Here is a 20,620-nt window from a genome sequence, read left to right on the forward strand (position 1 = left end):
GCGCGCTTAACCCGCCGGCCACTCGCCCGACCAGCCCGGCCCCAATACGACCGCAAACCCGTGCGTCGTAATGGCCTCGCCGCGCGCCCTCTTGCCGAGCGATCGCCAATGGGCGCGCTTGGCGCGCACCTCGTGATAGCCCACCGTGATCTGTGTGGACCGAAGCGCTTCGAGCTTGGCCGAGATCAAGCGGACGTCAGCGGTCGGACCATTCACCGTGCACCCCTCTTCGTTTTCCTCGATCGGCCGCGCGACCGGTGCGCAGGCTCGGCCAACCCGGCGCGTATCGCAAATAGCGCGGCGAATGTGCCGCTAATGCGTGCCGCTGTTGCGCGGCACACCGGCCGCCGACTTCTTGCGCATGAGCTTCCAAAGCGCAGCGAGCGCGACGGGCACGACGGCGGCGCCCACACCGACCAGCACGATCAGGTTCAGATATTGCCGGATGAACGGAATATTGCCGAAGAAATAGCCGGCCAGCACTAGCAGCAGCACCCATAGTGCGGCGCCAGTCACATTGAACAACTGGAACCGTCCCATGCGCATCTCGGACACGCCCGCCACGAACGGAGCAAAGGTGCGCACGACAGGGATGAAGCGTGCGAGCACGATCGTCTTGCCGCCGTGCCGCTCGTAGAAATTGTGCGTCTTTTGCAATGCCGCGCGATCGAGAAAGCGCTCCAAGAATGGAACGTGTGTATTGAACACTTTGGGTCCGATCGCGCGGCCGACGATGTAATTGACCGTATTGCCGCCGACAGCCGCGACCAGCAACAGTGCGATGAGCGAGGGCAGACTCATCTGGCCGGTCGCGCAAAACGCGCCGCCGATGAACAGCAACGAATCGCCAGGCAGAAAAGGCAAGATCACAAGGCCCGTCTCGCAAAACACGATCGCGAACAGCACTGCGTACACCCAAGCGCCGTATTGATGGACGAAATCGCCGAGAAACTTGTCGATGTGCAAAATCAAGGCGATGAAATGAAGCAGCGTGTCCAAAGGCTTTCCTTACAAAAAAAGTAGCAACGAGCAAAACGTCTCAAGATTGCGCGCGGCCGCGCCTGCCCACCCGGGGCGCCATCGCGCCATCATACCGAAACCCCATGACCGATCTCGAAACGACCCGGGGCGAGCCTGAGCCGACGGTCTTGGGGGCGCGCCGAATCGCTATAATCCCGCCATGTCCCAATTCCCCGAATCGCCAGCCGGCGCCGAGCGCGCCACGCCAGCCAGGGCGAGTGCGCGCCGCGCCATTGCGCCGCTGCCCGACCAACTGATCAGCCAGATCGCCGCCGGCGAGGTGGTCGAGCGCCCGGCCTCGGTGGTCAAGGAATTGCTCGAAAACGCGCTCGACGCGGGCGCCAAGACGCTGCGCATTCTGCTCGACGCGGGCGGCGTGAAACGCATTTCGATCGCCGACGACGGTTGCGGCATTCCCGCCAGCGAACTGCCGCTCGCACTGATGCGCCACGCCACGAGCAAAATCCGCTCGCTGGCCGAGCTCGAAGCGGTCGCCACACTCGGATTTCGCGGCGAAGCGCTCGCTTCGATTGCCTCGGTGGCCGAAACGTTCATTACGAGCCGCACCCATGACGCTGCGCATGCCACCCGCATCGATGCGCAAACGGGCGCATTGACGCCGGCGGCGGGCGGCGTAGGCACGACGATAGAGATACGCGAGCTTTACTTCAACACGCCAGCGCGCCGGAAGTTCCTCAAAAGCGAACAAACGGAGCTTGGCCATTGCGTCGAGATGATTCGGCGCGCCGCACTGGCGCGTCCCGATGTCGCCATCTCCGTGATGCACAACGGCCGTGCGCTCGAGCATTGGAACGCGAGCGAACCGACCGTGCGGGTCTCCAAGATCCTGGGCGAAGCGTTCGCGAGCGCTCACTTGCCGCTCGAGGAAGTCGCCGGCGAAATCGCCCTGTACGGCTGTGCCGGACTGCCCACGGCAAGCCGCGGCCGCGCCGACCAGCAGTACTTCTTCGTCAACGGCCGCTTCGTGCGCGACAAGCTGCTCACGCATGCGGTGCGCGCCGCCTATGAAGACGTCCTGCATGGCGATCGCTATCCCTCGTACGTGTTGTTTCTCGACTTGCCGCCCGAAGCGGTGGACGTCAACGTGCATCCGTCGAAGATCGAAGTGCGCTTTCGCGATTCGCGCGCCGTCCATCAGTTCGTGTTCCACGCGCTGCAGCGCGCGCTCGCTCGCCACGCGGGCGCGTCGCCCGAGACGACCGCGCTAGGTCACGCCGCCCAGATCGAGCCGCGCGCGGGCGCCGCCTTCGGCGAAGGCGCGGCGAACGCGAGCGGCGCGGCAAGCGCCGCCCCTGCACACGGCAATGCGTCGATTTCGGCGGCAAATCGCAGCGGCTCCACCTGGATGCGCGACTCGCGCATGACGCAAGGCACGCTGCCCGTCGCGCAACCGCTCGCGCTATACGACGCTCTGTTCGGCCGCAAGGACGCCGCCCGTGCCGACGGCGGCGCCTCGACGTTGGAAGCGCGCGAGAGCGCCGCTCCCGGCTACGGGATGACATCGCCGCATGCGCTGCCGGCCGATGTCGATCATCCGCTCGGCTTCGCCATCGGCCAGATTCATGGCGTCTACGTACTCGCGCAGAACGCGCGCGGCCTTGTCATCGTCGACATGCACGCCGCTCACGAGCGCATTCTCTACGAGCAGTTCAAGCGGGCGCTCGCCGAACGCACGATCGCCGTGCAGCCGCTGTTGATTCCCGTATCGATGACCGCCGATTCGGTCGAAATCGGCACCGCGCAGGAAGAACGCGAGGCGCTCGATGCGCTCGGCTTCGATCTCGCGCCGCTCTCGCCGACGACGCTCGCGATCCGCGCGGTGCCGGCGCTGCTCAAGGACGCCGACCTACCCGCGCTGGCGCGCGCGGTGCTGGCCGATCTGCACGCCTACGGCGGCTCGCGCGTGCTAACCGAGCGCCAGCACGAATTGCTGGGCACGCTGGCCTGCCACCACGCGGTGCGTGCGAACCGGCGCCTGACGCTCGACGAGATGAACGCGCTGCTGCGCCAAATGGAAGCGACCGAGCGCGCCGACCAATGCAATCACGGGCGGCCCACCTGGTATCAATTGACGCTGGCCGATCTGGACCGGCTCTTCCTGCGTGGGCAGTAAGCGAGTGATTGCGTCGCGCCGCCCCGCCATCGCCTGCTTGCTAGGCCCGACCGCATCGGGGAAAACCGCTGCCGCGCTCGCGTTCGCGGCCAAGCATGCTTCGGAGATCGTCAGCGTCGATTCGGCGCTCGTCTACCGCGAGATGGACATCGGCACCGCCAAGCCGACGCTCGACGAGCGCGCGCGCGTGCCGCATCACCTCATCGACATCCGCGATCCGACCGAAGCGTATAGCGCGGCGAACTTTCGCGCCGATGCGCTCGCGGCTGTCGAGGCGATCCTCGCACGCGGCCGCGTGCCGCTGCTCGTCGGCGGAACCATGCTCTACTACAAAGCGCTGACGCAAGGGCTCAACGACTTGCCCTGTGCCAATGCCGAGGTTCGGGCCACGCTCGAGGCCGATGCCGCGCGCGACGGTTGGCCGGCGCTGCATGCCCGGCTGGCGGGGGTCGACCCCGCGACGGCCGCGCGTTTGGCGCCGAACGACGCGCAGCGGATTCAACGCGCGCTCGAAGTCTTCATGCTGACGAGCCAACCGATGTCGGTCCTGCTGGCCGCGCACGAACGCGGCGCCGATACGCCCTACCGCTTCGTGCCGGTGGCGTTGGAGCCGAGCGATCGCGCCGTGCTGCACGAGCGCATCGCCCAGCGGTTCGACGCCATGCTCGCGGCGGGCTTCGTCGATGAAGTTCGCCGGTTGCGCGCGCGTGGCGATTTGAATCCGCGCCTGCCTTCGATGCGCTGCGTGGGCTACCGGCAGGTTTGGGAGTATCTCGACGGCTCGATCGATTACGCGACGATGCGCGATAAAGGCATCTTCGCCACGCGCCAGCTCTGCAAGCGGCAACTGACGTGGCTGCGCTCGATGCCCGAACGGATTCCGATCGACTGCTGCGCGCCGGGCGCGACCGACGACGCGGTGCGGGCGTTGGAAGCCATCGTCCAGGAAAACGCGGGCAGCGCATCCGCATCGCATCGAACCGAATAAAAAAACCGCTAGGCGCTATACCAAGCGGTTTCTTCGAGGGCAACGCAAACGTGTCTATCGAACCGAGGGCGCGCGCCCTCGCCGGTAGTCGGAGCGCTTACATCCTTACACCACCACGGTCTGCGCCTCGCCTTCGCGGCTCGCACGCACGACGCCGATCTTCCAGACTTGCTCGCCTGCCGCCGTCAACTCGCGCACTGCTTCGTCGGCATCGGCCGCCGCCACGACGACGGCCATTCCAATGCCGCAATTGAAGACGCGATGCATCTCGGCATCGGCAACGCCGCCGTGCTGCTGCAACCAGGCGAACAGCGGCGGCATCGGCCAAGCCGATTGCTGCAACTCGGCCGTGAGGCCTTCCCGCAGCACGCGCGGAATGTTTTCGACTAGGCCGCCGCCCGTGATGTGCGCCATCCCTTTGACGGCGATCTTTTGCATCAACGCCAGCAACGGCTTCACGTAGATGCGCGTGGGCGCCATCAGCGCGTCGGCCAGCGAGCGCCCATGGAAGTCGGCAGATAGGTCGGGGTTCGCACGATCGATGATCTTGCGCACGAGCGAGAAGCCGTTCGAATGGATGCCGCTCGATGCGAGCCCGAGCACGACGTCGCCCGGGCCGATCGTGCTGCCGTCGATGATCTTGCTCTTCTCGACCGCGCCCACCGCAAAGCCCGCGAGGTCGTATTCGCCGTCGGGGTACATGCCCGGCATTTCGGCCGTTTCGCCGCCGATCAACGCGCACCCGGCCAGCTCGCAGCCTTGCGCAATGCCTTTGACGACGGTCGACGCCGTGCCGACGTCGAGCTTGCCGCAGGCGAAGTAATCGAGGAAGAACAGCGGCTCGGCGCCTTGAACGAGGATATCGTTCACGCTCATCGCCACGAGATCTTGGCCGACCGTATCGTGCTTGTTCAGATGAAACGCCAGCTTCAGCTTCGTGCCGACGCCATCCGTGCCCGACACGAGCACGGGCTCGCGGTACTTCTTCGGCACTTCGAACAGCGCGCCGAAACCGCCGATACCGCCGAGCACGCCTTCGCGCAGCGTCTTTTTCGCGAACGGCTTGATGGCGTCGACGAGCGCATCGCCGGCGTCGATATCGACGCCCGCGTCACGGTAGGACAGACCCTGGGCGCCAGCCTGGGCGTCCGGAGCGGATTTCGGTTGATTCATGGGGAAGGGCGAGAAGGTCGGTAAAATGCGATTTTAACCGATGTCGATTGCCGATCCAGAGTTGGCGCTCGCGCGGCCGCTCGCTTCCCGCGCTCGACACAGCGCAGCCGGGCGGCCGGCTCCCTCTCCGTCGATCCGATAACACCAGGGACACCCCTTGTCGCAGAGTTCTCCGCTTCTTACGCCCTATCAGCGCCAAGCCCTCTTTTGGGGCGCCGTCGCGCTCAGCCTGGGCATCCTGCTCTGGCTGCTCAGCCCCGTGCTCACGCCGTTTTTGCTCGGCGCGATCCTCGCGTACATCCTGCAGCCGGGCGTCGCCTGGCTCGTGCGCCATCGCGTCCCGCGCGCCCTCGCTGCCCTGCTGATGATGCTGCTGTTCGCGATCCTCGTCTCGCTGCTCGCGCTGCTCGTGTTCGCGGTCGTGCAAAAGGAAGGTCCGCAGTTGAAAGCGCAAATTCCCGCGCTGATCTCGCATCTGCACGACTGGGCCCAGCCCAAGCTCGCCTTGCTCGGGTTTGCCGACGTGTTCGATTTCTCGAGCCTGCGCGACATGCTGACGACGCAATTGGAAAGCAGCGCGCAAACCGTCGCGCTGGCGGCATGGAAGTCGCTGCGCACGAGCGGCAACGTCATGATCACCGTGATCGGCGACGTCGTCATGGTGCCGCTCGTGCTCTACTACCTGCTTTACGACTGGAACAAGATGCTCGCGCGGCTCGCCGCCATCGTCCCGCGACGCTGGCTGCCCAAGACCTTGGAACTCGCCGTCGAAATGGACCGCACGCTGTCGCAGTATCTGCGCGGCCAGTTGCTCGTGATGGCCGTCCTCGCCGTGTTCTACGCGCTCACGTTGACGATCGCGGGCTTCGAGATCGCCCTGCCGATCGGTATTTTCACGGGGCTCGCCGTATTCATCCCCTACGTGGGCTTCGCGACCGGGCTCGCGCTCGCGCTGCTCGCGGCGCTGCTGCAGTTCGGCAGTCTCTACGGGTTCGTCGCCGTGGCGATCATCTACGGCGTCGGGCAGATCCTCGAGAGCTTGTTTCTCACGCCGCGGCTCGTCGGCGAACGCATCGGCCTGCATCCGCTCGCCGTGATCTTCGCATTGCTCGCGTTCGGCCAACTATTCGGCTTTTTCGGCGTGCTGCTCGCTCTGCCCGTCAGCGCGATCATTTCCACCGCGCTGCGCGAGATGCGCCGTGGATACCTCGCGAGCGCGCTCTACAAGAACTGATTCGAAAAAAACCGACCGATTGCGTTTTTCATCGTGACTGTGCATCGCCAATTGACGCTCGACCTAGGCACGCCGCCGCCGTCGACATTCGACAATTTCTTCGCCGGCGCCAATGCCGAACTCGTGGCGCGGCTCGCCGAGCTCGACAGCGCGCTCGCGGCGGGTCCGCTCGCCGATCGCACCTTCTACGTCTGGGGCGAGCCCGGCAGCGGCCGCAGCCATTTGCTGTCGGCGCTCGTGCATAGCGCCGCCCCCGGGCGCGCCTCGTTCCTTGGGCCGCAAAGCGCGTTGACGGCGTTCGCGTTCGATCCGAGCGTGGCCATTTACGCCGTCGACGACTGCGACAAACTCTCGGGCGCGCAGCAAATCGCCCTGTTCAATTTGTTCAACGAGGTGCGCGCCCATCCGACGAGCGCCCTCGTCGCCACCGGCAACGCCGCGCCGATCGGGCTCGCCGTGCGCGAAGATTTGCGCACGCGCCTTGGCTGGGGCCTCGTGTTTCACCTCGCGCCGCTCCCCGACGAGCGCAAGAGCGCGGTGCTCAAGCACGCGGCCAAGGAGCGCGGGATCGCGCTCGCCGACGACGTCCCGGCCTACCTGCTCACCCACTTCCGGCGCGACATGCCGAGCCTCATGGCGCTGCTCGACGCGCTCGACCGCTTCTCGCTCGAGCAAAAGCGCGCCATTACGCTGCCGCTACTGCGTACGATGCTCGCTTTGCCGGGCGCCGACGCCGCCCCCGAAGGCTCGCCGACCGCGCCGAGCCGCTTCAAGTAAAATGCGCTCCATGACGAACCTTGCACTCTTCGACCTCGATCACACGCTCATCCCGACCGACAGCGACCACGAATGGGGCCGCTTCATCGTGAAGCTCGGCATCGTCGATGCCGAAAGCTATCTGCGGGACATCGATCGCTTCTATGCCGACTACAAGCGTGGCCAGCTCGACATCCATGCTTATCTCGAGACGATCCTCGCGCCGCTCGCGCACCGCTCTCGCGCAGAACTCGCGGCCTGGCACGAGCAATTCATGCATGAGGTCATCCGGCCCGCCCTCGTCCCCGTCGCGCTCGAACTCGTGCGCGAGCACCAAGACAAGGGCGATCTGTGCTGCATCGTCACGGCGACGAACGAGTTCATCACGCGTCCGATCGCCGATGCCTTCGGCGTGGACATGCTGATTGCCTGCGAAGTCGAAACCGTCGACGGCCAGCCGCATTCGGCGTTCACGGGGCGTGGCATGGGCACGCCGAGCTACCGCGAAGGCAAGATCGTGCGCGTCGAGTCGTGGCTGGCCTCGCTGGGTAAGACCTGGGCCGACTTCGAGCACAGCTATTTCTACAGCGATTCGCACAACGACATCCCGTTGCTCGAGAAAGTCACCGATCCGATCGCGACCAACCCCGACGCCACGCTCCGCGCCCACGCGCAAGCAAAGGGCTGGCGCATCCTCGATCTTTTCCAACCGTCGTGATCAAGAAACTCATTCGCAAGCTATTCGGCCAAGACACGGATGCGGCCGCCCGAGACGACTCGCTCGCCGAGGAAGCGGTTTGGACCGACGCCGCCGCCGAACTCGCCGATCAAGCGCCCGAGCCGCCGCGCCGCAAAAAGGCCCGCACCGACAAGCGCGCAGCCGCGCCTGGCCCCGATGCACCCGTCATTCTGTCGTCCGACATTCATGGCATCGATCCCTCGCTGATCTCGCGCAACGCCGTACGCGTGACCGATACGTTGCAACAGGCGGGCTACCGCGCGTTCATCGTCGGCGGGGCCGTGCGCGATTTGCTGCTCGGCATCGCGCCGAAGGATTTCGATGTCGCCACCGACGCAACGCCCGAACAAGTGCAGCGCCTGTTCCGCCGCGCGCGGTTGATCGGCCGGCGCTTTCAGATCGTGCACGTGCAGTTCGGGCAAGAGATCATCGAGGTCTCGACCTTCCGCGCGCTCATGGATGCGCCGAAGCAGGCCCCCGCCGAGCAGGGCGAAGCGGCGGCGGCGCCGCCCAAGCGCCTGCGCCGCGAAGAGCTCGATCGCCGCACCCATGCCGTCGATGCGAGCGGGCGCGTGCTGCGCGACAACGTCTGGGGCGAGCAGCATGAAGACGCCACGCGCCGCGACTTCACGATCAACGCCATGTATTACGATCCTGCGACGCAAACGGTGCTCGATTATCACAACGGCATGGCCGATATGCGCGCCCGCGTGTTGCGCATGATCGGCGATCCGGCCACGCGCTACCGCGAGGATCCGGTGCGGATGCTGCGCGTCGTGCGTTTCGCGGCCAAGCTTGGCTTCGAAATCGACGAGGCCACGCGTGCGCCGATCCAACCGCTCGCCGATCTCGTCCACAACGTGCCGGCCGCTCGCCTGTTCGACGAAATGCTCAAGTTGCTACTGTCGGGTCATGCGTTGGCCTGCCTGAAGCAGCTTCGCAAGGAAGGGCTGCATCACGGCCTGCTGCCCCTGCTCGATGTCGTGCTGGAGCAGCCGCATGGCGAATCGTTCATTACGCTGGCACTGAACAGCACCGACGCGCGCGTCAAGGCCGGCAAGCCGATCTCGCCGGGCTTCCTTTTCGCGACGCTGCTCTGGCACGACGTCCAGCAGCGCGCGCAGCAATACGAGGCCGGTGGCGAATATGCGGTGCCCGCGCTCCATCACGCCATGGACGACGTCCTCGAGATGCAGACCGAGAAGCTTGCGATCCACAAGCGTTTCTCGGCCGACATGCGCGAAATCTGGGGTTTGCAGTCGCGCCTCGAAAAACGCTCCGGACGCAGCCCGCTCAAGCTCATCGAACACCAAAGATTTAGAGCGGGTTATGATTTCCTCCTATTACGGTGCGAATCGGGAGAACTCGATCCCGCAATCGGAGCATGGTGGGGCGCCTTCATCGAAGGCACTGCGGCCGAACGCGAAGCACTGCTATCGCAAGGCGGCCGCGAGCGGGCGCCGCGCAAACGGCGGCGGCGCGGTGGACGCGCTCGCTCGGCCGGGGAAGCGGAACCGGCGGGCGCAGAGAGCGCGCCGCGCCAGCAAGAGGACTGACCCGGCGGCGGCGCGCCGGGCGATTGCGAAGAATTGCCAAGTCATGAAGTCGTAGGAAGCCATGCCATGACGGTTGCTTATCTCGGTCTAGGCGCGAACCTCGGGGATGCTCGCCAATCCCTGAAGGATGCGGTCGTCTGCCTCGCCCAGCAGCACACCATCACCGTGCTCGCGAAATCGAGCCTTTACCGCACCGCGCCGATCGATGCGGGCGGCGACGATTACTACAACCTCGTCGTCAAGCTCGAGACCTCGCTCAGCGCGCAAGCGCTGCTCGCGCTCTGTCATCGCATCGAACATCAATTCGGGCGGGAGCGCCCGTTCCATAATGCGCCGCGCACGCTCGATCTCGATATCGTCCTCTATGGCGACGCGTGCATCGACTTCCCCGATCTCGTCGTCCCGCATCCGCGTGCGTTCGAGCGTGCGTTCGTGCTCGTGCCGCTGGTCGAGATCGATCCGGACATTTCGATCCCCGGCCGCGGGCGCGCCGATGCGCTGCTGCCCGCGGTGGCGCATCAGCGCATCGAGAAAGTGAAGACCTGTTGCTGCCCGAAGATCGATGCGGTGACGAGCGGGGCCGCAACGGGCGCCGGCAAGACGGGGGGTCGATGAACGCAACGCCTGTGACCGTGACCGCGCCAGATCTGCGCGCCTTGCACCGCTACATCGCGATCGAAGGGCCGATCGGCGCGGGCAAGACGTCGCTCGCGCACCGGCTCGCCGAACGCTGGCCGGTGCGCACGCTGCTCGAGCGCCCCGAGGCCAATCCGTTCCTAGCGCGCTTTTACGGCGACATGCCGCGTTACGCACTCGCGACCGAGTTGCAATTTGCGTTGCAGCGCGCCGAAGAAAGCCGCCAAATGGCGGACTTGCTCGCCCAGGGCGTGGCCGTCATTACCGATTTCATTCCTCAGAAAAGCGCCGTATTCGCGCGTCTTACGCTCTCGGATGACGAATGGAGGCTCTATCAGTCGCTGACGGCGCGGATCGATACGACCGCGGCGGGCGCCCCGGATCTCGTCATCCATTTGCAAGCGAGCGCGCCGACGCTGCACGCCCGCGTGGAAAAGCGCGGCCGTGCCGAAGAAGGTCGAATTTCCGAAGCGTACCTGCGCCAATTGAGCGACGCCTACGACCTGTTCTTCTATCACTATGACGAAAGCCCCGTGTTGACCGTCAACACCGAGCATCTGAACTTGCTCGAATCGGACGCCGACTTCGCGCTGCTGCTCGAGCAGATCGAGACGATGCGCGGGCGCAAGACGAGCTTCGTCAAAGCCGAGTAATATCCGGCCCGAGGGCGCGCCCGCGCCGATGTCCTCTTCCCGAATACGAGACTTCCGATGACTTATTTGCAGGACTCCAATCGGCCGAAAATCACCGTGCCGAAACTGCAAGCAATGCGTGAAGCCGGCGAAAAGATCGCGATGCTCACCTGCTACGACGCAAGCTTCGCGGCGCTGCTCGACCGCTGCGGCGTCGACGTTCTGCTGATCGGCGATTCGCTCGGCAACGTCTTGCAAGGTCAAAGCACGACGCTGCCCGTGACGCTCGCCGATATCGCCTATCACACCGCCTGTGTCGCACGCGCGCAGCCGCGCGGCCTGATCGTCGCCGACTTGCCGTTCGGCACCTACGGCACGCCGGCAGACGCGTTCGCCAGCTCCGTCGAACTCATGCGGGCCGGCGCGCATATGGTCAAGCTCGAGGGCGGTGAATGGCTCGCTGAAACCGTCCGCTTCTTGGTCGAGCGCTCCGTGCCCGTGTGTGCGCATCTGGGCCTCACGCCGCAATCGGTGCATGCGTTCGGCGGCTTCAAAGTGCAGGGCAGAACGGACGAAGGGGCGAAGCGCCTGCTCGCCGACGCCCTATCGATGCAAGACGCCGGCGCGCAGTTGCTCGTGCTCGAAGCCGTGCCGCCGGCCGTCGCGGCGAACGTCACGGACGCCATCGCCATTCCGACGATCGGCATCGGCGCGGGGGTCGACTGCTCCGGCCAAGTGCTCGTGCTGCACGACATGCTCGGCATCTTTCCCGGCAAGCCGGCTCGCTTCGTAAAGGATTTCATGGCGGGCGCACCGAGCATCGCAGCCGCCATAGAGGCCTATGTGAAGGCGGTTAAAGACGGCACGTTCCCCGGGCCTGAGCACGTTTTCTAAGGCTGTTAGAACGGCGTCGCCGCGCGCTTGCCGCGGCGACGCTCGCGCAGGAACACCCAAACGCCTTCGGGGCGTGGCGCCGGATGGCCGTGCAGCTACGCGCGGCCGGTGATGAGTCGCGCGGGCAATGCACCCCGCAGCGCATTGCAAATCACGAGCGCTTGCGCGGATAGCAAGTCCTCGCGCCTCAGCGTTCGCTCGCGCGCCTGCATGGCTGGATCCTCGAGCAACACGTGCCGCATCACACCCGGCAGCAGCCCGGCGCCAAGCGGCGGCGTGTACCAATGTCCGTCGAGCTTGATGAAAATATTGGAGCGCCCGCCCTCGGTCAGCTCTCCCCGCTCGTTGAAGAACAGCATGTCGAAGCCGCCCTTGGCTTCCGCTAGCCGCCACGCCCGGTCGTATTCGGCGCGCGCGGTGGTCTTGTGCCGCAGCAAAAACTCCCGCGAGCGCGTCGCGGCGAAGCCGTGATCGCACGCGAGTAGGACCCCGACCGGCGCCGATTCATCGAATCGCCCTGCAGCCGATTGCGCAAGGCGCGCTACGGCGCCGAGCGGGCCGCCCGTGATCTCGACCTCGCCGTTCTTGCTCAGTGCGAGCCGCACGCGATGCGCCGTGCCTTTGGGCAAATTCCCGCAATGCACGGCGAGGCGTTCGCGCAGCGAATCGGCGTTGAACGCAAACCCGAGCTCGGCCGCACTGCGGCCCAGCCGAGCGAGATGGAGATCCCGATAGCGAACACCGTGTTCATGGGTCCCATGCATCGTCTCGAAAATCTGGAAGCCCGGGTCGGCGGCGGTCAGAAAGGTTGCCTTGAGCCGACATTCCGCGTATTCGTCCGCGGCCACGCTATCGAGCACGATGCCGCCGCCGACACCCATCGTCCCGCGCCGCGTTCCACCGGCATCGTCGTGCGGCGCGCCGCCGAGCGTGAGCGTGCGGATTGCAACCGATAGGCAGAAATCGCCACAGCACGGCTCGCCCTCGGGCGATGCGCCCGGCGCTTCGACCCAGCCGATCATCCCGGTATAGAGCCCGCGCGGCGTCGTCTCGATTTCGTCGATGAGTTGCATCGTCCGATGCTTGGGCGCACCGGTAATCGATCCGCAGGGGAACAGCGCCCGCAAGATGTCTGCAAACGAGGTCCGTTCGCGCAGATTGGCTTCGATCGTCGACGTCATCGCCCAGATCGATGGATACGCTTCGACCGAAAACAGCGCCGGCACGCAAACCGAGCCCGTCTGGGCGACGCGCGAAACATCGTTGCGCAGCAGGTCGACGATCATCAGGTTTTCGGCGCGGTTTTTCGCGTCAGCGCCGAGGAACGCCTTCGCTCGCGCATCGTCGGCAGGGGACGACCCGCGCGCCGTGGTGCCTTTCATCGGCCGCGTGCGCAAGCGCTCGCCTGCTTTCTCCACGAAAAGTTCGGGCGAACAAGAGAGCACCCACTCGTCGCCCGGCAGTGCGATGAGCGCGCCATAGCGCACGGGTTGCCGCGCACGCAGCCGCCGATACAGCCCGACGGGCGATCCGAATGCATCGAACGTCAGGCGATAGGTGTAGTTGATTTGGTAGGACTCACCGGCACGCAGCGCGTCATGCACTGCGGCGATTGCGGCGGTGAACGCTTCCGGCGTCACGCTTTCGACGATATTGCCCGCACCGGCCACCGACGGCGCGGCCAATGGCGCATCGTCGGGCGCCGGCGTGGATGGAGCCGTAGGGGCTGACTGGGCGGTATCGAGAGCGTGCTGCGCCTGCGCGTCGAGCCGGGCCAGCCATGCATCGACCTCATCGCGCGAGCGCTTTTCACACCGTTCGAACAACAAGAAGCGTAGCGAGGCATCGCCCCGCTGCCCGGGAATGGCCCCACGTGCGGCGGTTCGCCCGCCGAATTCGAGATCGCGCCCGAATTCGTAGTCCCCCAACACGACCGCGTGCAGGCCCGCGCGCATGTCGCCTTCAGCCGCCGCGCAGACGGCATCGAGCATCGCGATGTCGGTGCAGATGTGCTCGCGGACGAACCCCGTGTAAAGGCGGCTCGTGGCGGCCGCCTCGCTCGCATCGCAATCGTCGAGCAGCGCGAAAAGCGCGCTGCGTGTTCCTGCGTTCATCTACCCTTCCATCGGCGCTGTGCGAAGGCGCATCATGCAACGGCTCGCTCGGTCGATAAACCCGTCAATCGAAGAAACTCTTTACGCGATCGAACCAGCTCTTGCTCTGTGGGCTGTGGCGCGGGCCGCCTTCGACGAGCGACTTCTCGAATTGCTTGAGCAGGTCGCGCTGCGTCTCGGTCAGCTTCACCGGCGTTTCGACTTGCACATGGACGTACAAATCGCCCGGCACGCTCGCGCGCAGGCCCTTGATGCCCTTGCCGCGCAAGCGGAACGTCTTGCCCGATTGCGTGCCTTCCGGCACCGTGAAAGTCGCACGCCCGGCGAGTGTCGGCACTTCGATCTCGCCGCCAAGCGCCGCCGTCGTAAACGGAATCGGCATTTGACAATGCAGATCGTCGCCGTCGCGCTCGAACACCGAATGCTGCTTGATGTGGATTTCGACGTACAGATCGCCCGGCGGCCCGCCGTTCACGCCCGGCTCGCCGTTGCCCGACGAGCGAATGCGCATGCCATCGTCGATCCCGGCGGGAATCTTGACCTCGAGCGTCTTCGTCTCTTTCACCTTGCCCGCGCCGTGGCAATTCGTGCAGGGATCGGGGATGTACATGCCGCTGCCGTGGCACTTCGGGCAGGTTTGCTGAATGCTGAAAAAGCCCTGCGACATGCGCACCGCCCCGGAGCCGCCACAGGTCGGGCAAGTCTCGGGCTTCGTGCCTGGCTTCGCGCCGGAGCCGTGGCAAATCTCGCACGAGACCCAGCTCGGCACGCGGATCTGCGTTTCGCAACCGTGCGCAGCTTGCTCGAGCGTGATCTCCATGCTGTAGCGCAGATCGGCGCCGCGATACACCTGCGGGCCGGCACGGCCGCGCCCCGCGCCACCGGCCGCCTGGCCGAAGATGTCGCCGAAGATGTCGCCGAACGCGTCCGCGAAGCCGCCAAAACCCTGCGCACCCGCACCGGCCATGTTCGGATCGACGCCCGCATGGCCGTATTGGTCGTACGCTGCGCGCTTTTGCGCGTCGGAGAGCATTTCATAGGCTTCCTTCGCCTCCTTGAAATGCTCTTCCGCATTCTTGTTGTCCGGGTTGCGGTCGGGGTGGTACTTCATCGCGAGCTTGCGATACGCCTTCTTGATCTCGTCGTCGCTCGCGTTCTTCGCAACGCCCAGAACCTCGTAGTAATCCCGTTTCGCCATCGGTATACCGCCGGCTCGCGCTTTGGGGCGCGACCGCTCCTTTTGCATACTGTGGAGTCTTGCGACTCGTTAGGCGGGCGCCACGCGGCCGCATCCACCGGCCTCAAGCCCCGCCCTCCATAAAACAAATGTGCCCGGAGAACCCGAAGGCCCGCCAGGCGTTGGTCCGGCAGGCGCTTCTCTCGATCGAGAACGAATCGAGAATGAAGCGCCCGCCGCCTCACGGCGCGATACCGCAGCCGTCGGTCAGTCCTTCTTCACTTCCTTGAACTCGGCGTCGACGACATCGTCTTCGGCCTTGCCCGCGCCTTGGCCCGCGCTCGCACCGGCCGCGCCGGCCGCACCCGCCGACGCTCCGCCGGCCGCCGCACCCGCGGCGCCTTGCGCTTGCATGTCGGCGTACATCTTCTCGCCGAGCTTTTGCGACGCCGTGGCGACGGCTTCGATCTTCGCCTCGATCGTGGCCTTATCGGCCGAGCTGCTCTTGAGCGATTCTTCCAGCTCTTTGAGCGCCGACTCGATCTTCTCCTTCTCGCCAGCCTCGATCTTGTCGCCGTACTCGGTCAGCGCCTTCTTCGTGCTGTGCACGAGCGCATCGCCTTGGTTCCGGGCATCGGCCAACTCGCGCAGACGGTGATCTTCCTCGGCGTTCGCCTCGGCATCCTTCACCATCTTCTCGATTTCGGCTTCGGACAGACCCGAGTTGGCCTTGATCGTGATCTTGTTTTCCTTACCCGTCGCCTTGTCTTTCGCCCCGACGTGCAAGATACCGTTCGCGTCGATGTCGAACGTCACTTCGATCTGAGGCACGCCGCGCGGCGCAGGCGGGATGCCTTCGAGGTTGAACTCGCCGAGCAGCTTGTTGCCCGCGGCCATCTCGCGCTCGCCTTGGAACACCTTGATCGTCACGGCCGATTGGTTGTCGTCCGCCGTCGAATACACCTGCGAGTGCTTCGTCGGAATCGTGGTGTTCTTGTTGATCATCTTCGTCATCACGCCGCCCAGCGTTTCGATGCCGAGCGAGAGCGGCGTCACGTCGAGCAGCAGCACGTCCTTACGATCGCCCGAGAGCACTTGCCCTTGGATCGCGGCCCCGACAGCCACGGCTTCGTCCGGGTTCACGTCGCGGCGCGGCTCTTTGCCGAAGAATTCCTTGACCGTGTCTTGCACCTTCGGCATACGCGTCATGCCGCCCACGAGAATCACGTCGTCGATATCGCTGACCTTCACGCCGGCGTCTTTGATCGCGATCCGGCACGGCTCGACCGTGCGCGCGATCAAATCCTCGACGAGCGCTTCGAGCTTGGCGCGCGTGATCTTCAGGTTCAAGTGCTTGGGGCCCGAAGCGTCAGCCGTGATGTACGGCAGATTGATTTCGGTCTGCTGGCTCGAGGACAGCTCGATCTTCGCCTTTTCCGCGGCTTCCTTCAGACGCTGCAACGCGAGCACGTCCTTGGACAGATCGACGCCCTGCTCCTTCTTGAACTCGCCGATGATGTAATCGATGATGCGCTGGTCGAAGTCTTCACCGCCAAGGAACGTGTCGCCGTTCGTCGACAGCACTTCGAACTGCATTTCACCGTCGACGTCGGCGATCTCGATGATCGAAACGTCGAACGTGCCGCCGCCGAGGTCATACACGGCGATCTTGCGGTCGCCCTTTTCGGCTTTGTCCAGACCGAACGCGAGCGCGGCCGCGGTCGGCTCGTTGATGATCCGCTTGACTTCGAGGCCCGCGATGCGGCCCGCGTCCTTCGTGGCTTGGCGCTGGCTGTCGTTGAAGTAGGCCGGCACCGTGATCACGGCTTCCGTGACCGGCTCGCCAAGGTAGTCCTCAGCCGTCTTCTTCATCTTGCGCAGCACTTCCGCCGAAATTTGCGGCGGCGCAAGCTTCTGGTCGTGCGCTTCGACCCAGGCGTCGCCGTTCTCGGCCTTGATGATCTTGTACGGCATCAGGCCGATGTCTTTCTGCACTTCTTTTTCTTCGAAGCGGCGGCCGATCAGGCGCTTGACGGCGAACAGCGTGTGCTTCGGGTTCGTGACCGACTGACGCTTGGCCGGGGCCCCGACGAGAATTTCATTGTCGTCCATGTAGGCGATGACCGACGGGGTCGTGCGCGCACCCTCCGAGTTCTCGATCACTTTCACCTGGTTGCCTTCCATCAGCGCCACGCACGAGTTCGTGGTGCCGAGGTCGATACCGATAATCTTGCCCATTTTTCGTAATCTCCTAGATATCCGATCGCTTCGACGAGACGGCGCTTCGTTCGCGCAGCCGCCCCGCTCAATTCATACCTGCACTCAAGGTGAGTGCCGCCGCATCGATTTCAAGCCCCTAAGGCCCAGGCGGTCATCCGTTTTTCTCGATTTTTGCCCTTGCCGCATCCACGGCCGCCGCAAATTGCGCCAGCCCGTGCCAACCGGTCGCACGCCCCAGCCGCTTGCCCCGGTGAAAGAAGAACCAGATCGGCACGCCGTGCTGCACGAACCGGCGCCCCAGCTCGCGATGCTCGTAGACGTTGGCGTGGAACCACGTCAGGCCCAGCGAGCGGATCGCCTCCGGTTGCGCCAGCATCGCCTTCTTCGCGATCTCGCAATTGAAGCAATCCCCGCCCCAGAAGAAGACCACGGCCAGCGCATCGCCGCTCGAGGCGAGCGCCTCGTCGATCGTCTCCGCCGTGACTTCCCGCATCTCGAATACCGAGAAAGCGGTGGCGTCGACCTCGTGCGCGCTCATCATCGGTCCTTCGGCCCGGCGCGGCGCACCTACTTCGGCTGCGCGACCGTGACGAGCGCGGGACGCAGCACGCGATCGGCGATCACATAACCCTTTTGCAGCACCGAAACGACCGTGTTCGGCTCCTGTTCGGCGGGCACCATCGAGATCGCCTGATGACGATGCGGATCGAATTTCTCGCCGAGCGGATTGACCGCAACGACGCGCCCTTTTTCCATTGCGCTCGACAGCTGGCGCAGCGTCAATTCGACGCCTTCGCGCAGTTTGACCCCATCGCCGGAGGTGTCCGCCAGCGCGGCTTCGAGGCTATCGAGCACGGGCAGAAGGTGCTCGGCGAAGCTCTCGATCGCGAACTTGCGCGCTTTGGCCACGTCTTCGGCGGCGCGGCGGCGCACGTTTTCCGTCTCGGCCTTCGCCCGCAGAAAATCCTCGTTGAGCGCCGCGAGCTTCGCTTGGGCATCGGCCAGCGCAGCGTCGGCAGTGCCGGCAGCGTCGAGCGGCTCGCCTTGCGCAGCGGCAGTTTGCGCTGCGACGTTCTCGGCCGCCGATTGTTGCGCTGCTCCTTCGGGAGCTTGCTGCGAGTGGCTGGCCGGATTGTCTTGCGTAGGTTCCATGTCGCTGAAATCGTCCAAAAAGTGAAATCGAAGCGGTAGCCGGTCGATCCGCGGTTCGGGCCGAGCAAGCCGCCGCAGCTCAAATGCCCGACGACCGTTGCCGACATACAACCGCAAACAACCGCACTACCGCGCGTCGCGTGGGCAAGTGGGGACGCCCGCGGGGCTTTTCAAGCCCCTACCCCCGTTTTTTGCACCATTTGAGCCTGGCGGAAACGAACGGTAACACCGGTTACGGCGTCAGCCGCAAATGGGCGTTGAGCGCCATCCTGGTTTGCCCTAAACTGGCTTCAAGCGTTTCGCGCGTTGGCCGAGCCGGCGGCGAAATGCGCCAGCCCCGCCCATCCGAAACGCGCGTGCCCGTATCGCCTTCTTCCGAAGGGGAGTACCGTGAAACTGACCTTTGCCGTCGCGGTGGTCGCATTGGTACTCGTTGCGGGAACCACGACCATCTGCCTGTCCGGCGCGCTGACCGACTGTATGACGGAATACGGCGGCGCCCACGCAACCATCGACAGCCTGTTCAATCCCCACCCGAAAGCTTGTCGATGATGCGCCGGTCGCGCTTGGTCGGGCGTCCCTGCAGCGCCGCTGCGGGTTCGCGGTAGGTCCTGCGCCGCTCGGCCTCCGCGGCTCGCTTGGTCTGGCTTTCCGGCGTTTCCGCATAAAGCGTGTGCGCAACGGCCGCCGGGCCGCGCACATCGCAGGTCCCCAGGACCCGCACTTCCCACACGATTCGCTCGATCTCGACCTGAACGAGATCGCCTACCCGTACGTCCTTTGCCGGCTTGACGGTCGCCCCGGCAATGCGCACACGCCCCTTCTCGACAGCATCGGCCGCCAGCGAGCGCGTTTTGAAGAAGCGCGCAGCCCATAGCCACTTGTCTATACGCATGCGAGCGTCGGGTTCAGTCGAAATCTTGTAATTCATGAAAGTGCAAGAACGAAAAGGAAACCGCCCATGCGCGCGCGATGGCACGCAACGAGCTTGCCTGCACTGCGCCCGTGGCGAGCTGCGCCGCGCCCCCAATTATGGGAGCGGCCGCTGGCGATCGCGCCTGCCGCCCTCTTTACGCTCGGCGTCGGGACGCCGATCACGCCGGCGTCCCGACCGGAACGCTCGCCTGCACCGGCCAGCCTTGCAGTTGGTGGAGCACGATTTCCCCCAGCGCGGCAATCCATGCCTGCGAGGCATTCAGGCACGCGATGCGGTGAAATTCCTTCCCCCCCGCGTGCAAGAATTCATCGCGCACTTCCAGGCCGATTTCTTCGATCGTCTCGAGGCAATCGGCCGTAAAGCCGGGGCAAAACACGTCGGCGCGGCGCACGCCGGCCGCGCCCAATTCACGCAAGGTCGGGGCCGTGTACGGTTGCAGCCACTCGGCGCGGCCAAAGCGCGACTGGAACGTCACGCGGCACTCGGTAGGCGTCAGGCCAAGGGCCGCCATCAACAACGCCGCCGTGGTGCGGCACTGATCGTGGTAAGGATCGCCCAAGTCGAGCGTACGTTTGGGCACGCCGTGAAAACTCAATACGAGTTTGTCGCCCGCCGCGAAATCCGGCTGGCCGTGCGCGGCCCAGTAACGCCGGACCTGCTCGGCCAACGCCGCGATGTACGCCGGATGATCGGCGTAGTGACGCACCGTGCGTACTTCGAGCTGGTTACGCATGCGCCCAAGGGCGGCAAACGCGGCGTCGAAAGCCGTGGCCGTGGTGGAAGACGAGTATTGCGGATACATCGGCATCAACAACACGCGCTCGGCGCCGGCCAATTTGAGCTGTCCCAGCATCGCGCCGATGCTGGGCGTGCCGTAGCGCATGGCGTAATCGACGATCACCGGGTAACCGTTGACATGGAGCAGTTGGCGCAACGCCTCGACCTGCTTCTCGGTGTACACGCGCAACGGCGAGCCCTCCTGCATCCAGACGGAGGCGTACTTTTTCGCCGACGAACGGCCGCGCAGCGGCAAAATCACCCCCCGCAACAGCGGCTGCCAAACCAGCGCGGGGATTTCGACGACGCGCGGGTCGGACAAGAACTGGGCGAGATAGCGCCGCACGGCACGCGGGGTGGGCGCGTCGGGCGTGCCCAAATTGATCAATAGCACCGCGACGCGATGGGAAGTGGCGGGCTGCGACGGCAACTCGAGATCGAAACGCATGTGCGATATAAGGCGCCCGAGGGCTAGGCGACG

Annotated in this window: 19 protein-coding genes and 1 pseudogene; 10 read left to right on the forward strand and 10 right to left on the reverse strand. The window is 65.1% G+C overall.

Annotation, left to right across the window (positions count from 1 at the left end; all coding sequences use genetic code 11):
- Nucleotides 1–18: 18 nt before the first annotated feature.
- Nucleotides 19–216, reverse strand: a pseudogene (locus MMB74_RS13080) (ParB-like protein); the annotation flags it as partial.
- Between the two features lie 96 nt (nucleotides 217–312).
- A complete protein-coding gene (locus MMB74_RS13085) occupies nucleotides 313–999 on the reverse strand; it encodes a DedA family protein (protein ID WP_277429068.1) in 687 nt (228 codons plus the stop codon).
- Between the two features lie 181 nt (nucleotides 1,000–1,180).
- Between MMB74_RS13085 and mutL the strand changes: the two genes are divergently transcribed.
- Nucleotides 1,181–3,154 carry a DNA mismatch repair endonuclease MutL gene (gene mutL, locus MMB74_RS13090; protein ID WP_277429069.1) on the forward strand — a complete coding sequence of 658 codons (1,974 nt, stop codon included), beginning with the start codon at nucleotides 1,181–1,183 and terminating at the stop codon, nucleotides 3,152–3,154.
- The gene (gene miaA, locus MMB74_RS13095) at nucleotides 3,144–4,142 is read left to right on the forward strand and encodes a tRNA (adenosine(37)-N6)-dimethylallyltransferase MiaA (protein WP_277429070.1); all 999 of its coding nucleotides are present in this window, start codon (nucleotides 3,144–3,146) and stop codon (nucleotides 4,140–4,142) included. The genes mutL and miaA overlap by 11 nt, the downstream gene beginning before the upstream one ends.
- A 105-nt stretch (nucleotides 4,143–4,247) precedes the next feature.
- On the opposite strand, the gene purM is transcribed toward miaA, so the two are convergent.
- Nucleotides 4,248–5,315, reverse strand: a complete 1,068-nt coding sequence (gene purM, locus MMB74_RS13100; protein ID WP_277429071.1) for a phosphoribosylformylglycinamidine cyclo-ligase — start codon at nucleotides 5,313–5,315, stop codon at nucleotides 4,248–4,250.
- 157 nt (nucleotides 5,316–5,472) lie between these two features.
- Between purM and MMB74_RS13105 the strand changes: the two genes are divergently transcribed.
- The 7 genes from MMB74_RS13105 to panB all read left to right on the forward strand — a co-directional run bounded on the left by MMB74_RS13105 (nucleotide 5,473) and on the right by panB (nucleotide 11,762).
- Nucleotides 5,473–6,549: an AI-2E family transporter gene (locus MMB74_RS13105; protein WP_277429072.1), complete on the forward strand. Its 1,077-nt coding sequence runs from the start codon at nucleotides 5,473–5,475 to the stop codon at nucleotides 6,547–6,549.
- Nucleotides 6,550–6,582: 33 nt separating this feature from the next.
- Nucleotides 6,583–7,326 (forward strand): DnaA regulatory inactivator Hda, encoded by a 744-nt coding sequence (hda, locus tag MMB74_RS13110; RefSeq protein ID WP_277429073.1) that lies wholly within the window; start codon nucleotides 6,583–6,585, stop codon nucleotides 7,324–7,326.
- 10 nt (nucleotides 7,327–7,336) lie between these two features.
- Nucleotides 7,337–8,023, forward strand: a complete 687-nt coding sequence (locus MMB74_RS13115) for an HAD family hydrolase (RefSeq protein WP_277429074.1) — start codon at nucleotides 7,337–7,339, stop codon at nucleotides 8,021–8,023.
- A complete protein-coding gene (gene pcnB, locus MMB74_RS13120) occupies nucleotides 8,020–9,600 on the forward strand; it encodes a polynucleotide adenylyltransferase PcnB (protein WP_277429075.1) in 1,581 nt (526 codons plus the stop codon). Before MMB74_RS13115 ends, pcnB begins: the two co-directional genes overlap by 4 nt.
- A 66-nt stretch (nucleotides 9,601–9,666) precedes the next feature.
- Complete coding sequence (folK, locus tag MMB74_RS13125) at nucleotides 9,667–10,215, forward strand: 2-amino-4-hydroxy-6-hydroxymethyldihydropteridine diphosphokinase (protein WP_277429076.1); 549 nt, start codon at nucleotides 9,667–9,669, stop codon at nucleotides 10,213–10,215.
- Nucleotides 10,212–10,889, forward strand: a complete 678-nt coding sequence (locus MMB74_RS13130; protein WP_277429077.1) for a deoxynucleoside kinase — start codon at nucleotides 10,212–10,214, stop codon at nucleotides 10,887–10,889. The genes folK and MMB74_RS13130 overlap by 4 nt, the downstream gene beginning before the upstream one ends.
- A gap of 57 nt (nucleotides 10,890–10,946) precedes the next feature.
- Nucleotides 10,947–11,762: a 3-methyl-2-oxobutanoate hydroxymethyltransferase gene (gene panB / locus MMB74_RS13135; protein WP_277429078.1), complete on the forward strand. Its 816-nt coding sequence runs from the start codon at nucleotides 10,947–10,949 to the stop codon at nucleotides 11,760–11,762.
- Between the two features lie 95 nt (nucleotides 11,763–11,857).
- On the opposite strand, the gene pabB is transcribed toward panB, so the two are convergent.
- From pabB to grpE, 5 genes are all read right to left on the reverse strand, one after another.
- Nucleotides 11,858–13,876, reverse strand: a complete 2,019-nt coding sequence (gene pabB / locus MMB74_RS13140; RefSeq protein WP_277429079.1) for an aminodeoxychorismate synthase component I — start codon at nucleotides 13,874–13,876, stop codon at nucleotides 11,858–11,860.
- Nucleotides 13,877–13,940: 64 nt separating this feature from the next.
- Complete coding sequence (gene dnaJ, locus MMB74_RS13145) at nucleotides 13,941–15,074, reverse strand: molecular chaperone DnaJ (RefSeq protein ID WP_277429080.1); 1,134 nt, start codon at nucleotides 15,072–15,074, stop codon at nucleotides 13,941–13,943.
- A gap of 246 nt (nucleotides 15,075–15,320) precedes the next feature.
- Nucleotides 15,321–17,291 (reverse strand): molecular chaperone DnaK, encoded by a 1,971-nt coding sequence (dnaK, locus tag MMB74_RS13150; protein ID WP_277429081.1) that lies wholly within the window; start codon nucleotides 17,289–17,291, stop codon nucleotides 15,321–15,323.
- Nucleotides 17,292–17,424: 133 nt separating this feature from the next.
- Nucleotides 17,425–17,811: a thioredoxin family protein gene (locus MMB74_RS13155; protein WP_277429254.1), complete on the reverse strand. Its 387-nt coding sequence runs from the start codon at nucleotides 17,809–17,811 to the stop codon at nucleotides 17,425–17,427.
- A gap of 29 nt (nucleotides 17,812–17,840) precedes the next feature.
- Nucleotides 17,841–18,425, reverse strand: a complete 585-nt coding sequence (gene grpE, locus MMB74_RS13160) for a nucleotide exchange factor GrpE (RefSeq protein ID WP_277429082.1) — start codon at nucleotides 18,423–18,425, stop codon at nucleotides 17,841–17,843.
- Between the two features lie 390 nt (nucleotides 18,426–18,815).
- Here grpE and MMB74_RS13165 point away from each other — a divergent pair, with 390 nt between their 5' ends.
- A complete protein-coding gene (locus MMB74_RS13165) occupies nucleotides 18,816–18,977 on the forward strand; it encodes a hypothetical protein (RefSeq protein ID WP_277429083.1) in 162 nt (53 codons plus the stop codon).
- On the opposite strand, the gene MMB74_RS13170 is transcribed toward MMB74_RS13165, so the two are convergent.
- Complete coding sequence (locus tag MMB74_RS13170) at nucleotides 18,949–19,356, reverse strand: RNA-binding S4 domain-containing protein (protein WP_277429084.1); 408 nt, start codon at nucleotides 19,354–19,356, stop codon at nucleotides 18,949–18,951. The genes MMB74_RS13165 and MMB74_RS13170 overlap by 29 nt on opposite strands.
- A gap of 163 nt (nucleotides 19,357–19,519) precedes the next feature.
- Entirely contained in the window at nucleotides 19,520–20,587 is a 1,068-nt protein-coding gene (gene hemH, locus MMB74_RS13175; RefSeq protein WP_277429085.1) for a ferrochelatase, read from the reverse strand.
- Nucleotides 20,588–20,620: the final 33 nt, after the last annotated feature.

Origin of the sequence: Trinickia sp. Y13 (assembly GCF_029522115.1) — a bacterium.
Lineage (GTDB): Bacteria > Pseudomonadota > Gammaproteobacteria > Burkholderiales > Burkholderiaceae > Trinickia.

Bases quoted from the DNA above. Each gene is read 5' to 3' on its own strand.
- mutL (WP_277429069.1), top strand. From the start codon at position 1,181: ATGTCCCAATTCCCCGAATCGCCAGCCGGCGCCGAGCGCGCCACGCCA.
- purM (WP_277429071.1), bottom strand. From the start codon at position 5,315: ATGAATCAACCGAAATCCGCTCCGGACGCCCAGGCTGGCGCCCAGGGT.
- MMB74_RS13115 (WP_277429074.1), top strand. From the start codon at position 7,337: ATGACGAACCTTGCACTCTTCGACCTCGATCACACGCTCATCCCGACC.
- folK (WP_277429076.1), top strand. From the start codon at position 9,667: ATGACGGTTGCTTATCTCGGTCTAGGCGCGAACCTCGGGGATGCTCGC.
- MMB74_RS13130 (WP_277429077.1), top strand. From the start codon at position 10,212: ATGAACGCAACGCCTGTGACCGTGACCGCGCCAGATCTGCGCGCCTTG.
- panB (WP_277429078.1), top strand. From the start codon at position 10,947: ATGACTTATTTGCAGGACTCCAATCGGCCGAAAATCACCGTGCCGAAA.
- pabB (WP_277429079.1), bottom strand. From the start codon at position 13,876: ATGAACGCAGGAACACGCAGCGCGCTTTTCGCGCTGCTCGACGATTGC.
- dnaJ (WP_277429080.1), bottom strand. From the start codon at position 15,074: ATGGCGAAACGGGATTACTACGAGGTTCTGGGCGTTGCGAAGAACGCG.
- dnaK (WP_277429081.1), bottom strand. From the start codon at position 17,291: ATGGGCAAGATTATCGGTATCGACCTCGGCACCACGAACTCGTGCGTG.
- MMB74_RS13155 (WP_277429254.1), bottom strand. From the start codon at position 17,811: ATGAGCGCGCACGAGGTCGACGCCACCGCTTTCTCGGTATTCGAGATG.
- grpE (WP_277429082.1), bottom strand. From the start codon at position 18,425: ATGGAACCTACGCAAGACAATCCGGCCAGCCACTCGCAGCAAGCTCCC.
- MMB74_RS13170 (WP_277429084.1), bottom strand. From the start codon at position 19,356: ATGAATTACAAGATTTCGACTGAACCCGACGCTCGCATGCGTATAGAC.
- hemH (WP_277429085.1), bottom strand. From the start codon at position 20,587: ATGCGTTTCGATCTCGAGTTGCCGTCGCAGCCCGCCACTTCCCATCGC.